At 63.1% G+C, this 19,363-nt stretch carries 21 protein-coding genes; 14 read left to right on the top strand and 7 right to left on the bottom strand.

What is annotated here, in order from left to right; genetic code table 11:
• Positions 1–70 precede the first annotated feature (70 nt).
• Entirely contained in the window at positions 71–874 is an 804-nt protein-coding gene (otnI, locus tag ACTJKX_RS09220; RefSeq protein WP_367624778.1) for a 2-oxo-tetronate isomerase, read from the bottom strand.
• 5 nt (positions 875–879) lie between these two features.
• Positions 880–1,794: an L-threonate dehydrogenase gene (ltnD, locus tag ACTJKX_RS09215; RefSeq protein WP_440725072.1), complete on the bottom strand. Its 915-nt coding sequence runs from the start codon at positions 1,792–1,794 to the stop codon at positions 880–882.
• 198 nt (positions 1,795–1,992) lie between these two features.
• On the opposite strand from ltnD, the gene ACTJKX_RS09210 reads away from it, so the two are divergent.
• The 5 genes from ACTJKX_RS09210 to ACTJKX_RS09190 all read left to right on the top strand — a co-directional run bounded on the left by ACTJKX_RS09210 (position 1,993) and on the right by ACTJKX_RS09190 (position 6,150).
• Entirely contained in the window at positions 1,993–2,964 is a 972-nt protein-coding gene (locus ACTJKX_RS09210) for a LacI family DNA-binding transcriptional regulator (RefSeq protein ID WP_440725071.1), read from the top strand.
• Positions 2,965–2,995: 31 nt separating this feature from the next.
• A complete protein-coding gene (gene otnK / locus ACTJKX_RS09205) occupies positions 2,996–4,261 on the top strand; it encodes a 3-oxo-tetronate kinase (protein WP_440725070.1) in 1,266 nt (421 codons plus the stop codon).
• A complete protein-coding gene (otnC, locus tag ACTJKX_RS09200; protein WP_311937081.1) occupies positions 4,258–4,905 on the top strand; it encodes a 3-oxo-tetronate 4-phosphate decarboxylase in 648 nt (215 codons plus the stop codon). The genes otnK and otnC overlap by 4 nt, the downstream gene beginning before the upstream one ends.
• Before the next feature lie 419 nt (positions 4,906–5,324).
• Positions 5,325–5,573, top strand: coding sequence for a hypothetical protein (locus tag ACTJKX_RS09195; RefSeq protein WP_311937078.1), 249 nt, complete (start codon positions 5,325–5,327; stop codon positions 5,571–5,573).
• Between the two features lie 379 nt (positions 5,574–5,952).
• Complete coding sequence (locus ACTJKX_RS09190; RefSeq protein WP_311937075.1) at positions 5,953–6,150, top strand: hypothetical protein; 198 nt, start codon at positions 5,953–5,955, stop codon at positions 6,148–6,150.
• A gap of 236 nt (positions 6,151–6,386) precedes the next feature.
• Here ACTJKX_RS09190 and ACTJKX_RS09185 read toward each other — a convergent pair whose 3' ends face one another.
• The 3 genes from ACTJKX_RS09185 to ACTJKX_RS09175 form a co-directional block, all read right to left on the bottom strand.
• A complete protein-coding gene (locus ACTJKX_RS09185; RefSeq protein ID WP_311937071.1) occupies positions 6,387–6,623 on the bottom strand; it encodes a hypothetical protein in 237 nt (78 codons plus the stop codon).
• Between the two features lie 188 nt (positions 6,624–6,811).
• Positions 6,812–7,201: a lysozyme inhibitor LprI family protein gene (locus ACTJKX_RS09180; RefSeq protein ID WP_394311563.1), complete on the bottom strand. Its 390-nt coding sequence runs from the start codon at positions 7,199–7,201 to the stop codon at positions 6,812–6,814.
• A gap of 26 nt (positions 7,202–7,227) precedes the next feature.
• A complete protein-coding gene (locus ACTJKX_RS09175) occupies positions 7,228–8,115 on the bottom strand; it encodes a hypothetical protein (protein WP_440725069.1) in 888 nt (295 codons plus the stop codon).
• Between the two features lie 339 nt (positions 8,116–8,454).
• Between ACTJKX_RS09175 and ACTJKX_RS09170 the strand changes: the two genes are divergently transcribed.
• Positions 8,455–8,949: a DUF3471 domain-containing protein gene (locus ACTJKX_RS09170; protein WP_440725068.1), complete on the top strand. Its 495-nt coding sequence runs from the start codon at positions 8,455–8,457 to the stop codon at positions 8,947–8,949.
• 108 nt (positions 8,950–9,057) lie between these two features.
• Here the strand turns inward: ACTJKX_RS09170 and ACTJKX_RS09165 are convergent, their stop codons facing one another.
• A complete protein-coding gene (locus ACTJKX_RS09165; protein WP_440725067.1) occupies positions 9,058–10,086 on the bottom strand; it encodes an L-idonate 5-dehydrogenase in 1,029 nt (342 codons plus the stop codon).
• A 9-nt stretch (positions 10,087–10,095) separates the two neighbouring features.
• Entirely contained in the window at positions 10,096–11,034 is a 939-nt protein-coding gene (locus tag ACTJKX_RS09160) for a 2-hydroxyacid dehydrogenase (RefSeq protein WP_440725066.1), read from the bottom strand.
• A 196-nt stretch (positions 11,035–11,230) separates the two neighbouring features.
• Here ACTJKX_RS09160 and ACTJKX_RS09155 point away from each other — a divergent pair, with 196 nt between their 5' ends.
• The 8 genes from ACTJKX_RS09155 (at position 11,231) to ACTJKX_RS09120 (ending at position 19,284) form a co-directional block, all read left to right on the top strand.
• A complete protein-coding gene (locus tag ACTJKX_RS09155; RefSeq protein ID WP_367624769.1) occupies positions 11,231–11,992 on the top strand; it encodes an SDR family oxidoreductase in 762 nt (253 codons plus the stop codon).
• Between the two features lie 78 nt (positions 11,993–12,070).
• The gene (locus ACTJKX_RS09150) at positions 12,071–12,976 is read left to right on the top strand and encodes an NAD(P)-dependent oxidoreductase (RefSeq protein ID WP_394311554.1); all 906 of its coding nucleotides are present in this window, start codon (positions 12,071–12,073) and stop codon (positions 12,974–12,976) included.
• Between the two features lie 130 nt (positions 12,977–13,106).
• Positions 13,107–14,606 (top strand): sugar ABC transporter ATP-binding protein, encoded by a 1,500-nt coding sequence (locus ACTJKX_RS09145; protein WP_394311553.1) that lies wholly within the window; start codon positions 13,107–13,109, stop codon positions 14,604–14,606.
• A 19-nt stretch (positions 14,607–14,625) separates the two neighbouring features.
• On the top strand, positions 14,626–15,675 hold the full coding sequence (locus tag ACTJKX_RS09140) for an ABC transporter permease (RefSeq protein ID WP_394311551.1): 1,050 nt from the start codon (positions 14,626–14,628) through the stop codon (positions 15,673–15,675).
• 26 nt (positions 15,676–15,701) lie between these two features.
• Positions 15,702–16,811 (top strand): substrate-binding domain-containing protein, encoded by a 1,110-nt coding sequence (locus ACTJKX_RS09135; protein ID WP_440725065.1) that lies wholly within the window; start codon positions 15,702–15,704, stop codon positions 16,809–16,811.
• Between the two features lie 127 nt (positions 16,812–16,938).
• On the top strand, positions 16,939–17,283 hold the full coding sequence (locus ACTJKX_RS09130; protein ID WP_394311548.1) for a hypothetical protein: 345 nt from the start codon (positions 16,939–16,941) through the stop codon (positions 17,281–17,283).
• 3 nt (positions 17,284–17,286) lie between these two features.
• Positions 17,287–18,195, top strand: a complete 909-nt coding sequence (locus ACTJKX_RS09125) for an SMP-30/gluconolactonase/LRE family protein (RefSeq protein WP_440725064.1) — start codon at positions 17,287–17,289, stop codon at positions 18,193–18,195.
• Between the two features lie 90 nt (positions 18,196–18,285).
• Positions 18,286–19,284, top strand: a complete 999-nt coding sequence (locus tag ACTJKX_RS09120) for a LacI family DNA-binding transcriptional regulator (protein ID WP_440725164.1) — start codon at positions 18,286–18,288, stop codon at positions 19,282–19,284.
• The last annotated feature ends 79 nt before the right edge of the window (positions 19,285–19,363 follow it).

Here is a 19,363-nt window from a genome sequence, read left to right as displayed (position 1 = left end):
CCGGCCAGCGAATAGTCTTCGTTCCTCGGCGCTGTGCGCAGCGCCGCGAATCTCCGATTGACGGAGTTGCTCACTCGGGCGTAGGGCGAGTTCCGGTGTCGGGGGCCTGCACCGCCTTCAACCAACCAAGCCCTTCCTCGGTTACACCGGCGGGGCGATATTCGCACCCGACATAGCCCTGATAGCCGATGGCGTCGATCTCGGTGAACACCAGCCGGTCATTGAGCTCGCCGGTTGTCGGCTCGTTGCGTGTCGGCACGGCGGCGATTTGGATATGTCCGATCTTCGGTGCCATTCGCCGTAGGGCCATGATGACGTCGCCGTGCAGGATCTGGCGATGGTAGACGTCGAACTGCAGGCGGACATTCGCGTGATCGAGGTCGTCGATGAACTCGAGTGCCCGATCGAAGTCGTTCAGGAAGTATGCCGGCATGTCGCGCGTGTTGATCGGCTCGATAACGAGGCCGATGCCTGCGTCAGCCGTCGCATCCGCGGCTCTGCGCAGATTGTCCTTGTAGGCCGCAATCGACGCAGGGGAATCCCAAGCAGCATTGCCCGCCATCATGTGCAGCAAAGGCGTTCCAATCGTCTTGGCGTAGGACACCGCCAGGTCCAGCCCTTTGAGGAACTCCGCGCGCCTGTCCGGCAGGCTGGCCAGGCCGCGATCGCCCGCTGCCCAATCGCCAGGCGGCATATTGAAGAGCGCCTGTTTCAGACCGGCCGTCGCCAGCGCGTCCGCGACGATTTCCGCGGGATGGTCATAGGGAAACAGATATTCGACGGCACCGAAGCCCGCGTCGGAAGCCGCCTGGAATCTCTCCAGGAAGGGACGCTCGTTGAACATCATCGATAGATTGGCGGCAAATTTGGGCATCTCGATCAAACCTCTTCCGACATGCCGGGCAGGCGAAGGCCGGCGATCTTGGCGAGCAGCCGGGCGACGGAGCTGTCGTCGTCCCGGCCCATGCCCGCCGCTTCCGTCATGATGAACAGCTGCAATGCTGCAGCTGTGATCGGGAGCGGAAACTTCACCTTCCTCCCGATGTCGGAAACAATGCCAAGGTCCTTGGTGAAAATGGAAACCGCACTATGGGGGGTGTAGTCTCCGGAAAGGACATGTGGAATACGGTTCTCGAACATCCAGCTATTGCCGGCGGATTTGGTGATCACCTCGAAGACACGCGAAATATCGAGGTCGAGGCTCCTGGCGAATGCAATTGCTTCGCAAGCCGCGGCGATATGGACGCCCGCGAGCAACTGGTTGACGACCTTGAAGGACGAGCCGATGCCCGCTTGATCGCCCAGCTCGTAGACCGTTCCGGCCATCGCATCCAGTGCCGGCCGGGCTGCAGCAAAGGCCTGGGCGGAGCCTGATGCCATGAAGGTCAAATCGCCGGAAGCAGCTTTCTTGGCGCCACCGCTAATCGGGCCGTCGAGATAAAGCATGCCTGCGGCTTCGGCGCGTGATGCAAATCCCTTCGCCTCCGAAGGTGAAATGGTGGCGCACGAGACGATGACCGCTCCAGGCCGCAAGGCAGACACGACGCCGCCCTCGGCGAAAAGAACAGCTTCCGTCTGGGCTGCGTTCACGACGACGATGACGGCAATGTCGGCGTCGGCAGCCGCCTCCTGCAGGCTGGCGGAGGCCAGACCGCCCTCCTGGCTGAACGCCTTCAATGCATCTGCGTTGACGTCATATCCTCTTACAGTCCGTCCGGCCCGGAGCGCCGAGCGCGCCATCCCCAATCCCATCGAGCCCAGACCGATTACGGCAATCGTCGATTGGTCGCTCATCCTGGACGGCGCCTCCCACTTTCCAAATCAAATCAGATTCGCCTATCTCAGCGCTAACACTTGCTAATCACATCCTATTGCAAGGATCAAGCGAATGATGTTAGCGCTTACACATAACGCCCTGACCTTCGCCGTCGGGCGCAGATCCTGCGGTGAGGTCGTCCTTTGACAGCGCTTGAAACGCCAACCCTCGCCCATGTGGCGAGACTGGCCAACGTCAGCGAGAACACGGTCTCAAGGGTCATCCGAGACAAGGGGGCGATTGCACCGGAGACGCGCCGGCGAGTCATCGAAGCCATCGATGCGCTCGGCTATGTGCCAAACCGAGCAGCCGGCTCGCTCGCATCTTCCTCCTCGATGATCGTCGGGGTGATCTTGCCCTCGCTCTCGAACATCGTCTTTCCGGAATTGCTTCGTGGCATTCATGCCGGCCTGGCGGGAACATCGTATCAGCCAATGATTGGTGTGACCGACTATGACCTCGAGAAGGAACAGCAACTGATCTCGTCGCTGCTGGCGTGGCAGCCGGCGGCGATCATCACCACGGGCTTCGATCATACCGATACAGCGAGGCGGATGTTGGAGGCAAGCAAGGTTCGTGTCGGCGAGTTGATGGATATCGACCGCAGGCCGATCGACCTTGCCGTCGGCCTCTCCCACCGCGGGGCGGGGCGTGCCATGGCTCGCCATCTCACGCGCCGCGGATACTCGAAGATCGCCTATGTCGGGCATGATTGGGACGCGGATCGCCGGGCCCATGCGCGCTATCGCGGGCTTTGTGAAGGCTTGGGGGACGTCGGGCTGGCATTGGTCGCGGAGCATAGAGTCGACGGACCAAGCTCGACCTTGAGCGGCCGGCAGGCCCTGGCGGCAATTCTCGCCGATGGGGCCGAGATCGAGGCCGTCGCATTTTCCAACGATGACATGGCCGTTGGCGGATACCTGCACTGTTTGGCCGCTGCCGTTCCAGTGCCCGACAGGCTCGCCCTCATGGGATTCAACGGGTTGGAGATTGGCCAGGCGCTTCCGAAGCCGCTCGCGACGGTGCTTTCCAATCGTTTTGCCATCGGCAGGACGGCGGTGGAGACTCTCCTGAAATCCCCCGACCGCGCGTTTGAGCCGGCAATTATCGACACAGGGTTTACCATCATTGATGGCGCGACCGCGTAGTCGGGCCGCCTTTTCGCAACAGGAGTAGGGGATGTTACTCGGCGCTATCGCTGACGATCTTACCGGGGCAAGCGACCTTGCCCTCATGCTTTCCCGAGAGGGAATGCGAACCATTCAAACGATTGGCGTCCCGTCGGGAGACGTCGATCTCACTCATATCGACGCCGTCGTGGTTGCTCTCAAATCCAGGACCAACCCGGCCACAGAAGCCGTCGCAATGTCGCTTGAGGCCTTGGCGTGGCTTCGCGCGGCAGGCGCTCGGCAAATCATCTTCAAATATTGCTCGACCTTTGATTCAACGGCAAAGGGCAATATCGGGCCGGTGACCGATGCGCTCCTTGCTGCGCTCGACGTGGATCTCACCATTGTTTGCCCGGCTTTTCCGGCAAATGGCCGAACCGTCTACAAAGGCCATCTCTTCCTTGCCGAGAAGCTCCTCTCAGAGAGCCCGATGCGGAATCATCCGCTGACCCCCATGACGGATTCCTCCCTGGTACGGCTCATGGCCGCGCAGTCGTCCCTCAAGGTAGGGCTCGTTGGACAGGAGATCGTGGCACGGGGCGCAGAGGCCCTGCGTGAGGCCTTTAGGGCGGCGCGCGCGCTTGGCGATCGAGTGCTGGTCGTCGATGCGATATCCGACCAAGACTTGCGGACGATCGGGGAGGCCGTTGCCGATTTTCCGTTGATCACCGGAGGGTCCGGCATCGCGATCGGCTTGCCGGAGAACTTTCGCCGTGCCGGATTGTTATCGGGCAATTCCGAACCCGGCTCCTTTACCGCGCCACGCGGCGGCGCTGCAATCTTGGCTGGCTCATGCTCGGAGGCAACGAGGGGCCAAATACAGGCTGCCATTGCCGCCGGCATGCCCTCCATGCGGATCGATCCGATCGACATAGCGCAGGGGCGCGTCACCGTGGGCGGCGCAACGGATTGGGCATTGGAGCAGGGGGAGGGCACCCCCCTCATCTATTCGAGCGCCGACCCCACCGAAGTTCGTGCCGCGCAGGATGCCCTCGGACGGCAGAAGGCCGGTGAAATCATCGAGCACTTCCTGGCAGAAACCGCGATCATGCTGCGTGCGAATGGTGTTCGACGCCTTATCGTCGCCGGTGGCGAAACGTCCGGGGCGGTGGTTGGCGCCCTTGCACCCGCCGCCCTCTATATCGGACCGGAAATCGACCCCGGAGTTCCCTGGACGCTGACGATGGGGGAGGCGGAGCCGATGGCTCTGGCGCTGAAATCGGGAAACTTCGGTACGGCCGACTTTTTCCTGAAGGCCTGGGAACTGCTGCAATGACAGCCATCATTTCCGAGACAACCCGCGTTCGAGATGAGATCGTGGCGGTCGGCAAGTCCTTGTTCGAGCGAGGCTTCACTTTTGGGTCGACCGGAAACATCAGCGCAAGGCTCTCGAATGGCGATCTTTTGATGACGCCGACCAACGCCTCCCTTGGAGCGCTTGATCCGGGGCGGCTTTCCAGATTCAGCGCGGAAGGTGTCTTCGTCGATGGTGACAAGCCCACGAAAGAAGCGTTTCTGCATCAATGCATGTACTGCGCACGTCAGGGGGTAGGGGCGGTCGTCCACCTCCATTCGACGCACGCGGTGGCTGTCAGCGTGATCGACGGCCTGGATCCGGAAGATCTCCTGCCCCCACTCACCGCATATTATGTCATGCGAGTTGGGAAGCTGCCGCTGGCGCCCTATTTCGCTCCGGGAGATGTCGCTTTGGCAGAGGCGGTTCGCGAGAGGGCACGCACGAGCCATGCGGTGCTGCTCGCCAATCACGGTCCGGTCGTCGCAGGAAAGTCGCTTCGCGAGGCCCAATACGCAAGTGAGGAACTGGAGGAGACCGCGAAGCTGTTTTTGATGCTGAGAGGAGAAAGGATCAGACCGCTTACCACGGATCAACGCAATGAACTCACGAAGCCTTCAGAATAGAAACCGCTTGGATCGTACCATGCATTGGGCTCATCGCAGTCGATCGGTGCACTGTCGCGGAAATGCTCTGGTTGGTAGCGTGAAGGCCGCGGCAGTTCGGAATCGCCCGCCGCCGGCGAGCGATCCAAGGGTAGCACCCCTCCGGTATGTGCGTTTTAACACGCCGCCCGAACACCATCTGGCCTATTCAAGCACCGCCGTGGTCAAGCTCAACGGCTCTGTCATATCCGACAAGACTGCCCGGCGTGTAGCGTATCGCTGGGCTTTTCTTTGCCTGCTTGCTTTTTTGCATTGAAACTTTAGGTGCGTTCGTTGCAATGCAATCCTTTTTGACGCTCGCAATCCAGCCTCCGGAACATATGATGATGCGGTGATCCTGGCGCGATATGGGGATACGCCAGAGGATCTGACGCAGAACAATGTCCACTGTGACGCACTACATCATTTTCCCCTTCGTCCGAGACAGCGAGGGCAACCTTGTCGCCGGACAGGGGCAAAGGGCCTATTCGAATACGATGGCGCGTTTCCGTGCTGCTTTCTGTGTGGGAATCAGGCAAGGTGACGAAACGATCGTCGGGGCCGTTGCGTTCATGCGAACTGGCGATAGTCGGCCGGTGATCCTGGCAAAATATGGCGAAACGCCGAAAGGCCTTGCGGAGATGGAATGATCCGGCTTCTGCCGCCCTTGCGCGCCATAGAGGGGATCCGGCGGGATGCACGATGGCGTATGGTAACTGCCTGCATCCAATAGCGAGGAAGTCTGCTTGGCCGGCCCGTCTTCGGTCAGTCGCGGCCATGAAACGCAACCAAAGTGCGGTGCTCGAAACGGCGAGTCCATCGATGATGCCCGTGGCGGGTCGACCTTTCCCTTGATGTTCTTCCTGTCGATCCGTTGGTATGGCTGTGTCCTGCCCGGTCGGGGGCGGGCTCTTTCTGTCAGATCTTCACAGAGGTTTTTTAAGGTCCCGTTACATATTGCAGGGTAAATTGCACCCGACCTAACGATTATCAGCGCAGGATAATCAGTTGATTGAGGAAGGGTCTGTCATGGCGAAGTCAATTAGCATCGTAGGAATCATTGCATTTGTTCTTGGTTGTATAATGATCCCAACGGCATCGGGGCTTCTACAGGAATTGGAAGGCGCCGTTGCACTGGGGTTTGGTCTGCTGACCTTTGCGTTGGGCCGAATCCTCGACTCCCTCGTCGAGATCAGAAAGGCGCTCGACAAGAATCCGTCTTCCTGATCGAGCGCAGGACCTTGTCCCGCGCGACCTGGTTTGCGCCATCGTTCACCTGACCTGGCATTCGCGCCGCGCTTCCGGTGACGAACGTGGATCATCGGCAAATCAGGCGTGTCGTTTGCGCATCCCACGGACCAATTCGATGCCGGAGAGCATGATCTCGGCCCTTGCCATGACATGGCGCCTTGTGCAGCCTTGCATGGGATGTTGGCACCGCGCTTTGCCGCCTGATCCGGCACTCAGTGAGGCTGGGCGCGTTTTTCGAGTTGCATGGCCGCAAGATCTTCCTCCAGCCGGTTCAACCGATCATGGATGTCCACGGACCGGTAAGCGTGCTCCTCCAGGATAGAATTGATCAGCACGTTCATCGACATGCCTTTGAAACTTGCCTGGCCTTCGAGAAGTTTCCGCAGTTCGGGGGCCAGGCGGATGACCAGCGGCTTGAAGGATCGGGTAAGACCCCTAGTTGCATTCATGATTGGTAACTACCTCTGTTGGGCATATTGTAGACACCTGCGCTATCCTGCCTATCTATTGTTTCGTGTGACAGGGATGTGACTCGGAGAGGCAAACAAAAACACCTGCTTGTTCATCGAAGCTTTTGGCTCCGATGTGCTGGATCAAGATTTGGCCAGGGCTGGCCGTCCATGATCTTGGCGGGGGACTAGCCTGGGTTGCGGACGCGTTTCTCCAGTTCGAGCGTGCGCTTGGCGATATCGTCCAGCTCGAAGCTTTGTGAGATCATGAAGGCGCCGGAGCCGGTGTCGGGATCGCTCGCAAGGCGCCTGGTCTCGCCGAGGTGATGGACAAGCCAGGCTTTTTGTTCTGCCTGCAGCTTTGTCCGTTTGCTGCCGTCTTCTCTGTGCAGCAGGGCTCGGTAGGCGATGTTCAGCCTGGCATCCCACTTGGCAATTTCTGTCTTTCCACATTCAAGCATGTTGGTCGAAACACCATCCGCGCGATCGACGCAGGCGGTCATCTCGTCGGTCGATTGTGCGTTCACGGACTGGGCGGCGAGAAACAACACGCCGGCAAGGGCATATTTCGAGATCATGGGTGGCACCTCCTGCTTTGCACGGGTCATTGCACCGAGACGACGAAGTGGCCTTGGTGAAGGGCGAGCTTGCCTTCCAAAGAGATCATGTCGGCTGAGAAATCGCCTTCGATCTTGCCGGCTTCCATCTTCGTGATGGTCAGTGCGGCCTCTGCATTCGGGCTTTCATCGGTCTTGTAGTGGCTGTCATTGGTGCTGAGTTCGATGCAGGGGGCATTCTTCTGGCAGTCGCGGGTGAGCTTCTGGGTGCCGGTGGCGCTTGCGTCGAACTGCAGTCGCAGTGTCGTCGCATCGATCGTCCTGTCCGGCTTGATGATGGGGGCCGTGTTGACGAGAACGGTGCTGCCCAACTTCACGACGATGAGCGAGGAGCCGCCTGCCGACCAGGTCCTATCCCCGATCTCAGTCGAAACCCGATCGCCCTCCTGCGTGCTGGCGACGATCTTGGGCGGTTGATTTTGAGAGGGCGGGCTCGTTGCGGGTTGCGGCTGAGCCGCGTTTTGTTGAGCGATGCCGGGCATCTGGAGGGTAAAATTGAAGACTTGCCACGCGCCTGCAGCGTTCTTGGTCAATTCTACCCTGGCAGGCAGAGACACGTCCCCGTCCAGCAACAGCGTCCCCGATACGCTGCCCCGGCCGTTCTCGATTTCTCGTTCGGGCCATGACGCGCTCTTGAACCGTCTCAGACCCGCTCGGTTGGCGAGTGCGGCGAAACTGCTTTCGCTCATGGCCTGCTGGAATGCCGGGGAGGCGCTGCGATAGGCATTCTCCGGCCCGCTGGAAGCGATGGTTGCAAAAAAGACGGTGGCTGTGTCGGCGACGCCCTTGGTGAAATAGTAGACGCCGGTGCCGACGGCCGCTCCGATCACGACCACGATTCCTAAAGCCAGCAAAATCTTGCGCATTGTCGACATGTCGGATCTCCACGATCCCAAAAAGGATCAATATGGCTCCTTGTTCTCTACGGCCTCCGCGGGGCCGGCCGGGCGACCGGCTGCCACGCAGTCAGGCCATTTGCCGGGGGCTTGGGCTGCCCGGGGGGCGCCCTTTCTGCCAGGAGCGAAATTCCTCTCATAATGCAATGGTTCGGTGACCGATCTGCCGAGAACGATACCCGCTAAAACGGAGCAACAGCTGAAACGACGGTAACACAAGATGATATCGAATTCGTGCTATCGAAATGCCGATCGATGAGCCATTCCGGCGCCTTCTTCGTGGGGGGGGCGGCATTCCATGTTTTGCCCGATGCCGATATGGGCATCGTCGTTCTCACCAATGGTGCTCAGGTGGGGGCCGCAGAAGCCATCGCCACGGAGTTCATGGACATCGCCCAGTTCGGCGACGTCACGCGCAACAGCTGGTACGAGATCGCGCACGGTCATTTCATGAATTTCTATAAGGCGTCAGGCGATCTGGTCGGTAATTCACCGCCTCAAAATCCCAATTTCCCGCATCCGCTCGCGATCTATGAAGGGATCTATAGCTCGGCCTATTTCGGCGAGGTCGAGGTCTGGGCGAACGGCGATCATCTGATCCTGCAGATCGGCCCCCGCAAGTTGCAGTTCGTCCTCAAGCACTGGGACGCGGACGTCTTCCAGATGGATCCTGGCCGTGATTTCACCGCCAAGGGGTCGCTTTACTCGGTCGGGTTCGCGCTGTCCGGCGGAAGGGTGACGTCGATGACCGCCGCCTATTTCAACGACAATATGCTCGGCACCTTCCCGTTTGCGAGGCCCAGGGGGACCTGAAGCAAAGCGGAGCACACGGTGAAGGAAACGAGGTTGCAGTCGATGCGTGACCTCGCGCCCACCGGTCGACAATTCCTGGTGTGTGGGCTGACGCCTCCCCGGATGGCGTCAGAACGACAATTGCACCTTCATCGCGCGGCGGCGGTCATTGGCCAGGGCGAAGGCCGAGACGGCATCGTCGAGCGCGAAGCTGCCGGTGAGCAGGGGACGCAGGTCGATCTTGCCGGTATCGATCAACTGCGTCGCCAGGGCGAATTCGGCGTGGAAACGGAAGGAGCCGACGACCGAGAGTTCCTTGGCAACCACGAGGTTCTGGGGGAAGGCGACATCGCCGCCCAGGCCGAGCTGGACGATGATGCCGCGCGGGCGCATCGCCTCCAGGCCCGCGCGCAGCGCCTTCTCGTTGCCGGAGCACTCGAACATCACGTCGACCTGGCCCTTGTCCACCGCCAAGGCGGAGAGGGCCTCGGGTGCCTGCGCCGCATTGATGGTGCGATCGGCGCCGAGCCTGGCCGCAATGGCGAGCGGCTCGTCGACGATATCGGTGACGATGATTTCGGTGGCCCCATGAAACCTGGCCGCAGCCACGACGAGCGCGCCGATCGGCCCGCATCCCGTCACCAGGATACGGCGCCCGAGCAGCGAACCGGCGCGGGAGACGGCGTGCAGGGCAACCGAGAAGGGCTCGACCAAGGCGAGTTCGTCCGTGCCGGCATTGTGCCCGACTTCGCACTGCACGGCATCGCAGACGAGGAGCTGGCGAAAGGCGCCCTGGACGTGCGGCATGCGCATGGCGCTGCCGTAGAAATGCATGTCCATGCAGTGATTGGGCAGGCCCTGCAGGCAATAGCGGCAATGGCCGCAGGGTCGACTCGGATTGACGGCGACCCGGTCGCCGCGCCGCAGCGAGCCGACATCCGCCGCGACCTCGACGATCTCGCCCGAGACCTCATGGCCGAGGATCATCGGCTCCTTGAGCCTGACGACCCCGAAGCCGCCATGGTTGTAATAATGCAGGTCCGAACCGCAGATGCCGCCGGCCTGGACGCGGACCATGACCTGCCCGTTCTGGAGCGGACCGGGGTCGCGTTCCTCCAGGCGCAGGTCCTTGGGGCCGTGGATGACGAGAGCACGCATGGCTACCTCTCAAATGACCGGTGTCAGAAGCGGAAGACCGGCGAAGTGCGCGGCGAGATTGTCGCGCACCAGCTGGCCCATCGCCCGCCGGGTCTCGATCGTCGCGCTGCCGAGATGGGGCTGCAGCACGACGTTGTCGAGCCTGGCGAAGCGGGGATCGATGCGCGGTTCGTTCCAGAAGACGTCGAGGCCGGCTCCCGCAATCGTACGGGCCTCCAGCGCCTGCAGCAGGGCTTCCTCGTCGACGGTGGTTCCGCGCGAGACGTTGACGAGATATCCCTCGGGGCCGAGCGCCTGCAGGACCTCCTTGCCCACGATCTTCTGGGTTGCGGCACCGCCGGGAAGGGTCAGGACGAGCAGGTCCGCCCAGGCCGCGAGCGCCGTCAGATCGTCAAAGAAGCGGTAGGGTGCATCCTCGTGCGGGGAACGGCCGAAATAGCCGATGTCCATGTCGAAACCCGAAAAGCGGCGGGCGACGGTCGAGCCGATGCGGCCGAGCCCGGCGATGCCGAGCTTCTTGCCATGAAGCCGCGGCGTCAGCGGGAGATTCGCCTTGGCCCAATCGCCCGAGCGAACGTGGACGTCCCCGGTTGGAATCCGCCGCATCGTGGCCAAGGCGAGGCCGATCGCGAGGTCGGCGACGTCGCCATTGAGGACCTCGGGGGTGTTGGTGACGCGAATGCCCCTTGCGCGCGCCATGTCGAGATCGATGGCATCGACGCCGACGCCATAGCAGGCGATGATCTCGAGATGAGGGAGGATCTCCAGTGTCCGGGTGTCCACGCCCAGGTCACCGCGCGTGGCGATGGCCCGGATGAGCGGGCGGATCGATACGGCAGGCCCGTCGGAGCCCTGTTCCCAGAGCTTGTGCAGCCGATAGGCGCTCGACAGGGCCTCCATGTCCCCGTCGGGATAGGAACCCATCATCAGCAGGTCAGGTTTTATCATCCTCGCCTCGGCATATTTTTGTTATCGATATCACAACTGCATAGGGGAGCAAGCCTCTTTCCACGGCTCACCGCTTACGAACGAAATGCCGGCCGCGGTCGGCTTCTAGCGCGTTGACAAATTTTGTTATCGATATCAATTTGTCGAGGAAGAGCGCCGATAGCGAACAGGCGCCGGCAAGACAAGGGAGACCGACGTGACGCTGTTCGACCTGACCGGGCGCAGGGCCCTGATAACCGGGGCCAGCAAAGGCATCGGCTATGCGATTGCAGAGGCTCTGGCCGGCGCCGGTGCCAGCGTGGTGCTCAATGCCCGCAATCTCGACCGTCTGGAGGACGCCAGGGTGGCGCTCGCGGCCAAGTCGCATACCGTCGATATCGCGCCCTTCGATGCCGCCGATCCCGATGCCGTAGAGGCCGGCATCGCCGAGATCGAGCAAAGGCTCGGGCCGATCGACATTCTCGTCAACAATGCCGGCATGCAGCATCGGGCGCCGCTGGAGACTTTTCCACTCGACGCCTGGAAGCGCCTGTGCGCCACCAATATCGACAGCGCCTTCCTGGTGGGACAGGCCGTGGCCCGCCGCATGATTCCGCGCGGCCGGGGCAAGATCATCAACATCTGCTCGGTGCAGAGCGAGCTGGCGCGCCCAGGCATCGCGCCCTACACCGCGACCAAGGGCGCCCTGAAGATGCTGACCAAGGGCATGGCCACCGACTGGGCCCGCCATGGACTGCAGGTCAATGCCATCGGTCCGGGCTATTTCAAGACCGAGCTCAATGCCGCCCTGGTTGCCGATGCCGATTTCTCGGCCTGGCTGGAGAAGCGCACGCCGGCGGGCCGCTGGGGCGAGGTGAAGGAACTGGCGGGCGCTGCGATCTTCCTGGCCTCGGACGCCTCCAGCTTCGTCAACGGGCATGTCCTCTATGTCGATGGCGGGATCACCTCGAGCCTGTAGGTTTTCCCGAGGCCGGCGAGAGGAGGGGTGCTGCGCCCTTCTCAGCCTCTTGCGATGGGACGAAGTGGAGAACGGCCGATGATAGAGAGCGAGAAGGCCGCCGTTTCCGTGGTCGGAACCGGGATCATGGGATCGGCGATCGCGACGCGCCTGCTGGCGACGGGACATATCGTGACTGTCTTCGACCTGGACACGGCCAAGGTCGCGGCGCTTGTCGCGAAAGGGGCCAGGGCAGCCGCCAGCGCACGGGAGGCAGCGCAGGCGAGCCGCTTCGTCATCACCAGCCTCAACAGCGCCGCGATTGTGCGGAGCGCCGTGTTCGGCTCAGGCGGCATTGCGGAAGGAGCGGATGCTTCCGGACTCCTGATCGACATGTCCTCGATCGATCCGGCCTCGACACGGGAGCTTGCCGGGCAGTTGGCGGAGACGACGGGCATGCGGTGGGTCGATGCCCCGCTTTCCGGCGGCGCGCCGGGAGCATTGGCCGGCCGCCTTACCGTGATGGCCGGCGGGGCCGCCGAGGATGTGGACCGGGCGCGCGCCATCATGGACAGCCTCTGCGCCAACTACACGCATATGGGTCCGAGCGGCGCGGGGCAGACGACCAAGCTGGTGAACCAGGTGCTCTGCGCGCTGGGCTTCCAGGCGGTCGCGGAGGCGGTCAGGCTGGCGGAGGCGGGGGGCGTCGATGCGGCCCGCCTGGCGGAAGCCCTCAAAGGCGGTCGCGCCGACAGCGCCATCTTGCAGGAATTCGGGCCGAAAATGGCAAGACGCGATTATACGCCGACCGGCCGCATCGACAACATGATGAAGGATCTGGAGGCCGTGCAGGCTTTCTCCGGCAGCCAGCGCCTGCCGCTGCCCGTGACCGGGCTGGTTACCGACCTGCACCGGTCCCTGCTGGCCGCGGGCCTCGGACCCCGCGATACGGCGGCGATCATGCTGCAGTTCACCGGGTTTCGTGAGCAGTCCGATGAAGGCTGATGTCGGGGTCGGTCACCGACGGGTATCTTGACAGGATTATATTTGTTATCGATAACATAAGAAACCGGCCGTAGAGCCGGGCGGGCTTTGCGGGGCTGGAAGGCCCTCGAAGTTGTGGAGGACGAACGCGATGGCAGGGCAGGATGCTCTCCGGTTCGAGAATGTCGTCAAGGCCTTCGGTGGCACCCGTGCGCTCAAGGGCGTCAGCCTGGAGGTCGGGCGCGGCGAGGTCGTGGCCCTGCTGGGCGAGAACGGTGCCGGCAAGTCCACCCTCATCAAGATCCTCGGCGGTATCTTCAAGGCCGATGACGGCCAGATCACCATCGGTGGCGAGGTCTATCGCCACCGTGCCAATGCGCGGGGCCAGCGCCAGAGCGTGGCCTTCATCCACCAGGACCTCGGCCTGGTCGAATGGATGACGGTGGCCGAGAATATGGGACTGTCGCAGGGCTTCTCCCGGCGCTGGCTGGGGGGCATCGACTGGCGCGAGGTGGAGCGCAAGGCCGAGACGGCGCTGAAGCTGGTCGGCTGCGACATCGATCCCACCCTGCGCGTGCACAGCCTCAGCCGGACCGAGAAGTCGCTGGTCGCCATTGCCCGGGCCCTGGTGGTGGACTGCGATTTCCTGGTGCTCGACGAGCCGACGGCCAGCCTGCCGGCCGACGAGGTCGAGCGCCTGTTCGAGGCAGTGCGGCGCCTGCGCGAGCGGGGCGTGGGCATGATCTATGTCTCCCATCGTCTCGACGAGATCTTCCGTATCGCCGATCGGGTGGTGGTGATGCGTGACGGCCTCAAGGTCGACGAGAAGCCGGTGGCGGAGACCACGCCCGACGAACTCGTCAGCATGATCGTCGGCCGCTCCACCCTCGAACTCTTCCGCAAGGCCGAATTCCATTCGGGCAAGGCCCGCGTGGTTCTGCGCGATGTGGTGACCCCGGCGGCCGGCCCCGTCAGCTTCGAGGTTCGCCAGGGCGAATTGCTCGGCCTCGTCGGCCTGCGTGGCGCGGGTCAGGAAGATATCGGGCGCAGCCTGTTCGGGGCGGTGCCGCATCGCGGATCGATCACCATCGATGGCCAGGTGCCCGATCTCTCCTCACCGCGGGCGGCTCTGAAGGCCGGTGTGGGGCTGGTTGCCAGGGACCGCATGGAAGAGTCCCTCGCGCCTTCGCTCAGCATCCGCGAAAACGCCTTCCTTAACCCGGAAGCCGCCGGACGGCCGTGGTATGTACCGCGTTCGCCCGCGGTCGAGGCCAGGCTGGCGAGTGAGCTGGGCGAGGCCGTGGGGCTCAGGCCCAACGATCCGGATCTGCCGATCGAGGGGCTGTCAGGCGGCAACCAGCAGAAGGTGGTCGTGGGGCGCTGGCTCGCGACCGGCCGCCGGCTCCTGGTGGCAGAGGATCCGACCGCCGGCGTCGATGTCGGCGCCAAGGCCGAGATCTACCGCCTCATCGCCCGAGCCCTGGAATCCGGCCTCGCCGTGGTCGTGGTGTCCACGGATTTCGAGGAAATCGCCCATATCTGCCACCGTGCCCTGGTGTTCAACCGCGGCCGGATCATTGCCGAGCTGACCGGCCCAGCCCTGACCACGGAGGCGGTGATCTCGGCCGCCTCGGCCTCCGAAGCCGCGTGAGCGCAGACAGGAAAGCTCCATGTCCACCAACTCCATCAAGTCCGACGCCCTCGAGCCGACACGCGGCGAACTCAAGCAGGCCTCCGCCGGCGAACGACTGCTGCGGCGCCTGCCGGTCTACGGCCTACCGATCCTCACGGTCCTCTTGATCGTCCTGTTCTCGCTGATGCTGCCGCAGACCTTTCCGACCATGCTCAACGTCCGCTCCATCATCGCGGACAAGGCGATCATCGCCATGCTCTCGCTGGCGGCCATGATCCCGATGGCGGCCGGCAAGATCGACCTCACCGTCGGCTATGGCATCGTGCTCTGGCACATCCTCGCCATCAGCCTGCAGACGATGTTCGGGCTGCCTTGGTCGGTGGCCGTGGTGGTCGTCGTCCTGTTCGGCGCCCTGATCGGCCTGCTCAACGGCCTGCTGGTCGAAGTGGCACGCATCGACAGCTTCATCGCCACGCTCGGCACCGGTACCGTGCTCTATGCCGTCGCACTCTGGCATACGGGGGGACGCCAGGTCGTGGCGAGCCTGCCCCAGGGCTTCCTCTCGCTCAACGGCACCATGGTCTTCGGCCTGCCGATCACGGGCTTCTATGTGCTGGGCCTTGCGCTTGCCCTGTGGTTCATCCTCGAGCACCTGCCGATCGGGCGCTACCTCTATACGATCGGTGCCAATCCCAAGGCGGCGGCGCTCAACGGCATCCCCGTGCAACGCTACACCATGGGCGCCTTCGTGGCTTCTGGCGCTCTGACGGCGGTGGCCGGCGTCCTGCTCGCCTCGAAACTGCGTATCGGCCAGGCCAGCGTCGGTCTCGAATATCTGCTGCCGGCCCTCGTCGGCGCCTTTCTGGGCTCGACGACGATCAAGCCCGGCCGCGTCAATGTCTGGGGCACGGTGGTCGGTGTTGCCATCCTGGCGGTCGGCATCGCCGGCATCCAGCAATTCGGCGGCTCGTTCTGGGTCGAGCCCATGTTCAACGGCGTGACCCTGCTGATCGCGATCGGCATCGCCGGCTATGCCCAGCGCCGACGCGGCTCGGCCACCCGAAATTTCAAGAAGACGGGCAACTGACGACCCGTCGCATTCAGGAGGAGATCATGTTGAGACGAAATGTGTTGATGGTGGCTGCCGGCCTGGCGGCCCTGGCCCTGGCGCCCGCTTTGGCGCGGGCGGATGCCTTTGTCGACGAGGCGAAAGCAGTCGTCGCCAAGGCTGCGGCGCGTGCCGACAAATGGGATGGACCGACGTCCGGGCCCAAGGCGGCGGCCAAGAAGACGGTTGTCTATGTGGCGGGCGACATGCGCAATGGCGGCATCCTGGGCGTTGCCCAGGGCGTCAAGGAAGCAGCCGGCGTGATCGGCTGGACCTATCGTGAGATCGACGGGCAGGGCACGGTATCCGGCCAGGCCGCCGCGCTCAGCCAGGCCGTTGCCCTCAAGCCGGATGCGATCATCGTCGGCGGCAGCGATGCGGTCGAGCAGAAGGCGGCGCTGGAAGATGCGGCCAAGCAGGGCATCACCATCGTCGGCTGGCACTCCGGCCCCAAGCCCGGGCCGCTCGACGGCACGCCGGTCTTCGCCAATGTCACCACCGACGCCATGGAAGTCGCCAAGGTGGCGGCCATGAAGGCGATCGCCGATTCCGACGGCAAGGCCGGCGTGGTGATCTTCGCCGACTCGACCTATGCCATCGCCATCGCCAAGGGACGGGCGATGGAGGAGGTCATCAAGAAATGCCAGGGCTGCGCCGTGCTCTCCTTCCAGGACACGCCGCTCTCGGATGTTTCCACCCGCATTCCCCAGCTGACCACCACCCTCCTGCAGCAGCAGGGTGCCAAATGGACCCATTCGCTGGCGATCAACGATCTCTATTACGATTTCATGCCGCCTTCGCTGGCAGCGGCCGGCATCGCCGGGGATGGCGATCCCCAGAACATCTCGGCGGGCGACGGTTCGGAAGCCGCCTATCAGCGCATCCGCGCCAAGGACCATCAGGCCGCGACGGTGCCCGAGCCCCTCGCCATGCAGGGCTGGCAACTCGTCGATGAGCTGAACCGCGCCTTTGCCGGCGAGAAATGGTCGGGATACGTCCCCGGCGTGCACCTGGTGACGCCCGACAATATCGGCTTCGACGGCGGCTCCAAGAACGTCTTCGATCCCGACAATGGCTACAGGGACGCCTATAAGAAGATCTGGGGTGTCAACTGAGCCGGAAGCGTGGCGGGGGCGCGTAGGCGCCTCCGCAATTGCCAGGCTGAAAGATAGATTATACCGCATTATTCGAGGGTTGAGCCAAGTTCTTCAACTCTCTCTCCACTTCAATGGTCGCTCAATCATGTATATACGCTGCGCCTTTTTTCGCGGCCACGTCCGCCCTGGGTCGGAAGACGCCTTTACGCAGTTCGTGCGCGACAGGCTCGTTCCGCTCTGGACCCGCTTCCCGGGGGCCGACGAGGTGCGTGTCCTGCGTCAGGAAGAGGCCGATGTGGCGGAGCCGCATTACGCCATGGTGCTGGCCATCCGCTACCCCTCGCGCGCCGCCATCGAGGAGGCTCTCGCCTCGGAGGCCAGGACGAAGAGCCGGGCCGTCACCGCCGAACTGATGCCTATGTTCGATGGCGACATCTTCCACACGGTCTTTCGCGCCGACGAGTTCCCGATGTCGCCGGAACGAGGGTGAGGGATGAGCGACTACGAGATCCTCGACGAGCGCTTCGCCGCCCTGATCATCGGCCACGCCCGGCTCGAAAAACTCTGGACCGGGTGCCGGTGGGCCGAAGGGCCGGTCTATGTGCCGGCCGCCAAATCCGTGTTGTGGTCGGATATCCCCAATGACCGCGTGATGCGCTTCGACGAGACGGACGGGTCGGTCAGCGTCTTCGAAAGCCCCTGCGGCTACCATAATGGCCATACGCTGGACCAGGCTGGCCGGGTGATCGCCTGCGAGCATGGCGGTCGCCGCGTGACGCGGTTGGAGCCGGACGGGCGCTGGAGTATGCTGGCCGACAGCCATGACGGCCGGCGCCTGAATTCCCCCAATGATGTCGTGGTGAAGAGCGATGGCTCGATCTGGTTCACCGATCCGACTTACGGCATCGACAGCAATTACGAGGGCCATGCCGCCGCATCCGAGATCGGGGCTTCGCATGTCTACCGGATCGATGCCGCTACCGGCGCTGTCAGGCCTGTCGTCACCGATCGCATCAAGCCGAACGGCCTGGCCTTCTCGCCGGACGAAAGCCTGCTCTATGTCGCCGATACCGGCGCCAGCCACGTTCCAGGGTTGCCTCGGGCCATCCACGCCTACGATCTGTCCGCCTCGGGCGAGACCATCGGTCCGGCACGCACCTTCGCCGTGTGCGAAGCTGGTTTCTTCGATGGGTTTCGGGTTGACCGCGACGGCAATGTCTGGGCCTCCAGCGCCGATTCAGTCCGCGTTTATGCCCGGGATGGCAGTCTGATCGGGCGCATCCCGATTCCGGAGATCGTCTCCAATCTGTGCTTCGGAGGCCCGAAGCGCAACCGCCTCTACATCACGGCGCAGAGCTCCCTCTATGCCATCTACGTTAACAATCACCCGCCGGGCTGGTAACGCTCCGACTATGGCGATTGCGCCAGAACTGCCCTAACGGATTGCTTGATGCCTCGCGACAACGACAGACCGCTCAAAAGCCAGCCGACCATGGCCGATGTCGCCGAGCGGGCGGGGGTGTCGACCATGACGGTTTCGCGCGCCCTGAAGAAGGGGGGCTCGATCTCCGAGAAGACCCGCGGCAAGATCATGGCTGCGGTGGACGAGCTGGGCTATGTGCTCGACCAGATGGCGGGCACGCTTTCCTCCAAGCGCTCCGGTTTCGTGGCTGCACTGGTGCCCTCGATCAACAGCTCCAATTTTGCCGACACCGCCCGCGGCATCACCGAAGCCATCGAGGGCAGCGGCCTCCAACTGCTTCTCGGCTACACCGACTATCAGATCGAGAAGGAGGAACGGCTGGTCGAATCGATGCTGATGCGGCGTCCCGAAGGCATCATCGTCACCGGCGGCCGCCACACCGATCGCACCCGCAAGCTGCTCGAGGCCGCCGGCATCCCGGTGATCGAGACCTGGGACGTGCCAGATAAGCCGATCGAGCACGTCGTCGGTTTCTCCAACGCTGCCGCCATGAATGCGCTCGTGCATCATCTCCACGGCCGTGGCTATCGCAATATCGGTTTCATCGGCGGCACCAGCAATCGCGACACCCGCGGCGCCGATCGTCGCCAGGGCTACATCCAGGCGATCGAGCAACTCGCCCTCCCACACGGTCGGGTCATTTCCTTCGGCAAGCCGCCGATCTCGATGGAGCAGGGCGCCCAGGCCATCGTGCATCTGGTGTCCCAATGGCCTGATGTCGATGCGGCGGTCTGCGTTTCCGATCTGTCGGCCTTCGGGGCCCTGATGGAGTGCCATCGCCGCGGCTGGGCGGTGCCGGGGCGTATCGCGATCGCCGGCTTCGGCGATTTCGAGGTTGCGCGCTGCGCCTACCCGAGCATCACCACGGTTTCCGTCGATGCCAAGGAGATCGGTCGGGCGGCGGGAAACCTTCTGCTCCGGGCAATAGAAGCCCAGCGGTCGCAGCAGCAAATTCCGCCGGAGATGATGCTGATGCCGTTCGTCGTGATACCGCGTGAAAGCAGCTGACGGACCTTCGCAGTTTCCTCCCGCCGGCACGGCTCAGCTGCAAACCCCGCGCTCCCTGGCTTGGCGCCACGGGACCCAC

Origin of the sequence: Labrys sp. 22185, from assembly GCF_052045555.1 — a bacterium.
Taxonomy (GTDB): domain Bacteria; phylum Pseudomonadota; class Alphaproteobacteria; order Rhizobiales; family Labraceae; genus Labrys; species Labrys neptuniae.
The sequence above is the reverse complement of the archived record's forward strand: the minus strand, read 5'-3'. Positions and strand labels throughout refer to the sequence as shown.

Bases quoted from the DNA above. Each gene is read 5' to 3' on its own strand.
- otnI (WP_367624778.1), bottom strand. From the start codon at position 874: ATGCCCAAATTTGCCGCCAATCTATCGATGATGTTCAACGAGCGTCCC.
- ltnD (WP_440725072.1), bottom strand. From the start codon at position 1,794: ATGAGCGACCAATCGACGATTGCCGTAATCGGTCTGGGCTCGATGGGA.
- otnK (WP_440725070.1), top strand. From the start codon at position 2,996: ATGTTACTCGGCGCTATCGCTGACGATCTTACCGGGGCAAGCGACCTT.
- otnC (WP_311937081.1), top strand. From the start codon at position 4,258: ATGACAGCCATCATTTCCGAGACAACCCGCGTTCGAGATGAGATCGTG.
- ACTJKX_RS09195 (WP_311937078.1), top strand. From the start codon at position 5,325: ATGTCCACTGTGACGCACTACATCATTTTCCCCTTCGTCCGAGACAGC.
- ACTJKX_RS09190 (WP_311937075.1), top strand. From the start codon at position 5,953: ATGGCGAAGTCAATTAGCATCGTAGGAATCATTGCATTTGTTCTTGGT.
- ACTJKX_RS09185 (WP_311937071.1), bottom strand. From the start codon at position 6,623: ATGAATGCAACTAGGGGTCTTACCCGATCCTTCAAGCCGCTGGTCATC.
- ACTJKX_RS09180 (WP_394311563.1), bottom strand. From the start codon at position 7,201: ATGATCTCGAAATATGCCCTTGCCGGCGTGTTGTTTCTCGCCGCCCAG.
- ACTJKX_RS09175 (WP_440725069.1), bottom strand. From the start codon at position 8,115: ATGTCGACAATGCGCAAGATTTTGCTGGCTTTAGGAATCGTGGTCGTG.
- ACTJKX_RS09170 (WP_440725068.1), top strand. From the start codon at position 8,455: ATGGGCATCGTCGTTCTCACCAATGGTGCTCAGGTGGGGGCCGCAGAA.
- ACTJKX_RS09165 (WP_440725067.1), bottom strand. From the start codon at position 10,086: ATGCGTGCTCTCGTCATCCACGGCCCCAAGGACCTGCGCCTGGAGGAA.
- ACTJKX_RS09160 (WP_440725066.1), bottom strand. From the start codon at position 11,034: ATGATAAAACCTGACCTGCTGATGATGGGTTCCTATCCCGACGGGGAC.
- ACTJKX_RS09150 (WP_394311554.1), top strand. From the start codon at position 12,071: ATGATAGAGAGCGAGAAGGCCGCCGTTTCCGTGGTCGGAACCGGGATC.
- ACTJKX_RS09145 (WP_394311553.1), top strand. From the start codon at position 13,107: ATGGCAGGGCAGGATGCTCTCCGGTTCGAGAATGTCGTCAAGGCCTTC.
- ACTJKX_RS09140 (WP_394311551.1), top strand. From the start codon at position 14,626: ATGTCCACCAACTCCATCAAGTCCGACGCCCTCGAGCCGACACGCGGC.
- ACTJKX_RS09135 (WP_440725065.1), top strand. From the start codon at position 15,702: ATGTTGAGACGAAATGTGTTGATGGTGGCTGCCGGCCTGGCGGCCCTG.
- ACTJKX_RS09130 (WP_394311548.1), top strand. From the start codon at position 16,939: ATGTATATACGCTGCGCCTTTTTTCGCGGCCACGTCCGCCCTGGGTCG.
- ACTJKX_RS09125 (WP_440725064.1), top strand. From the start codon at position 17,287: ATGAGCGACTACGAGATCCTCGACGAGCGCTTCGCCGCCCTGATCATC.
- ACTJKX_RS09120 (WP_440725164.1), top strand. From the start codon at position 18,286: ATGGCCGATGTCGCCGAGCGGGCGGGGGTGTCGACCATGACGGTTTCG.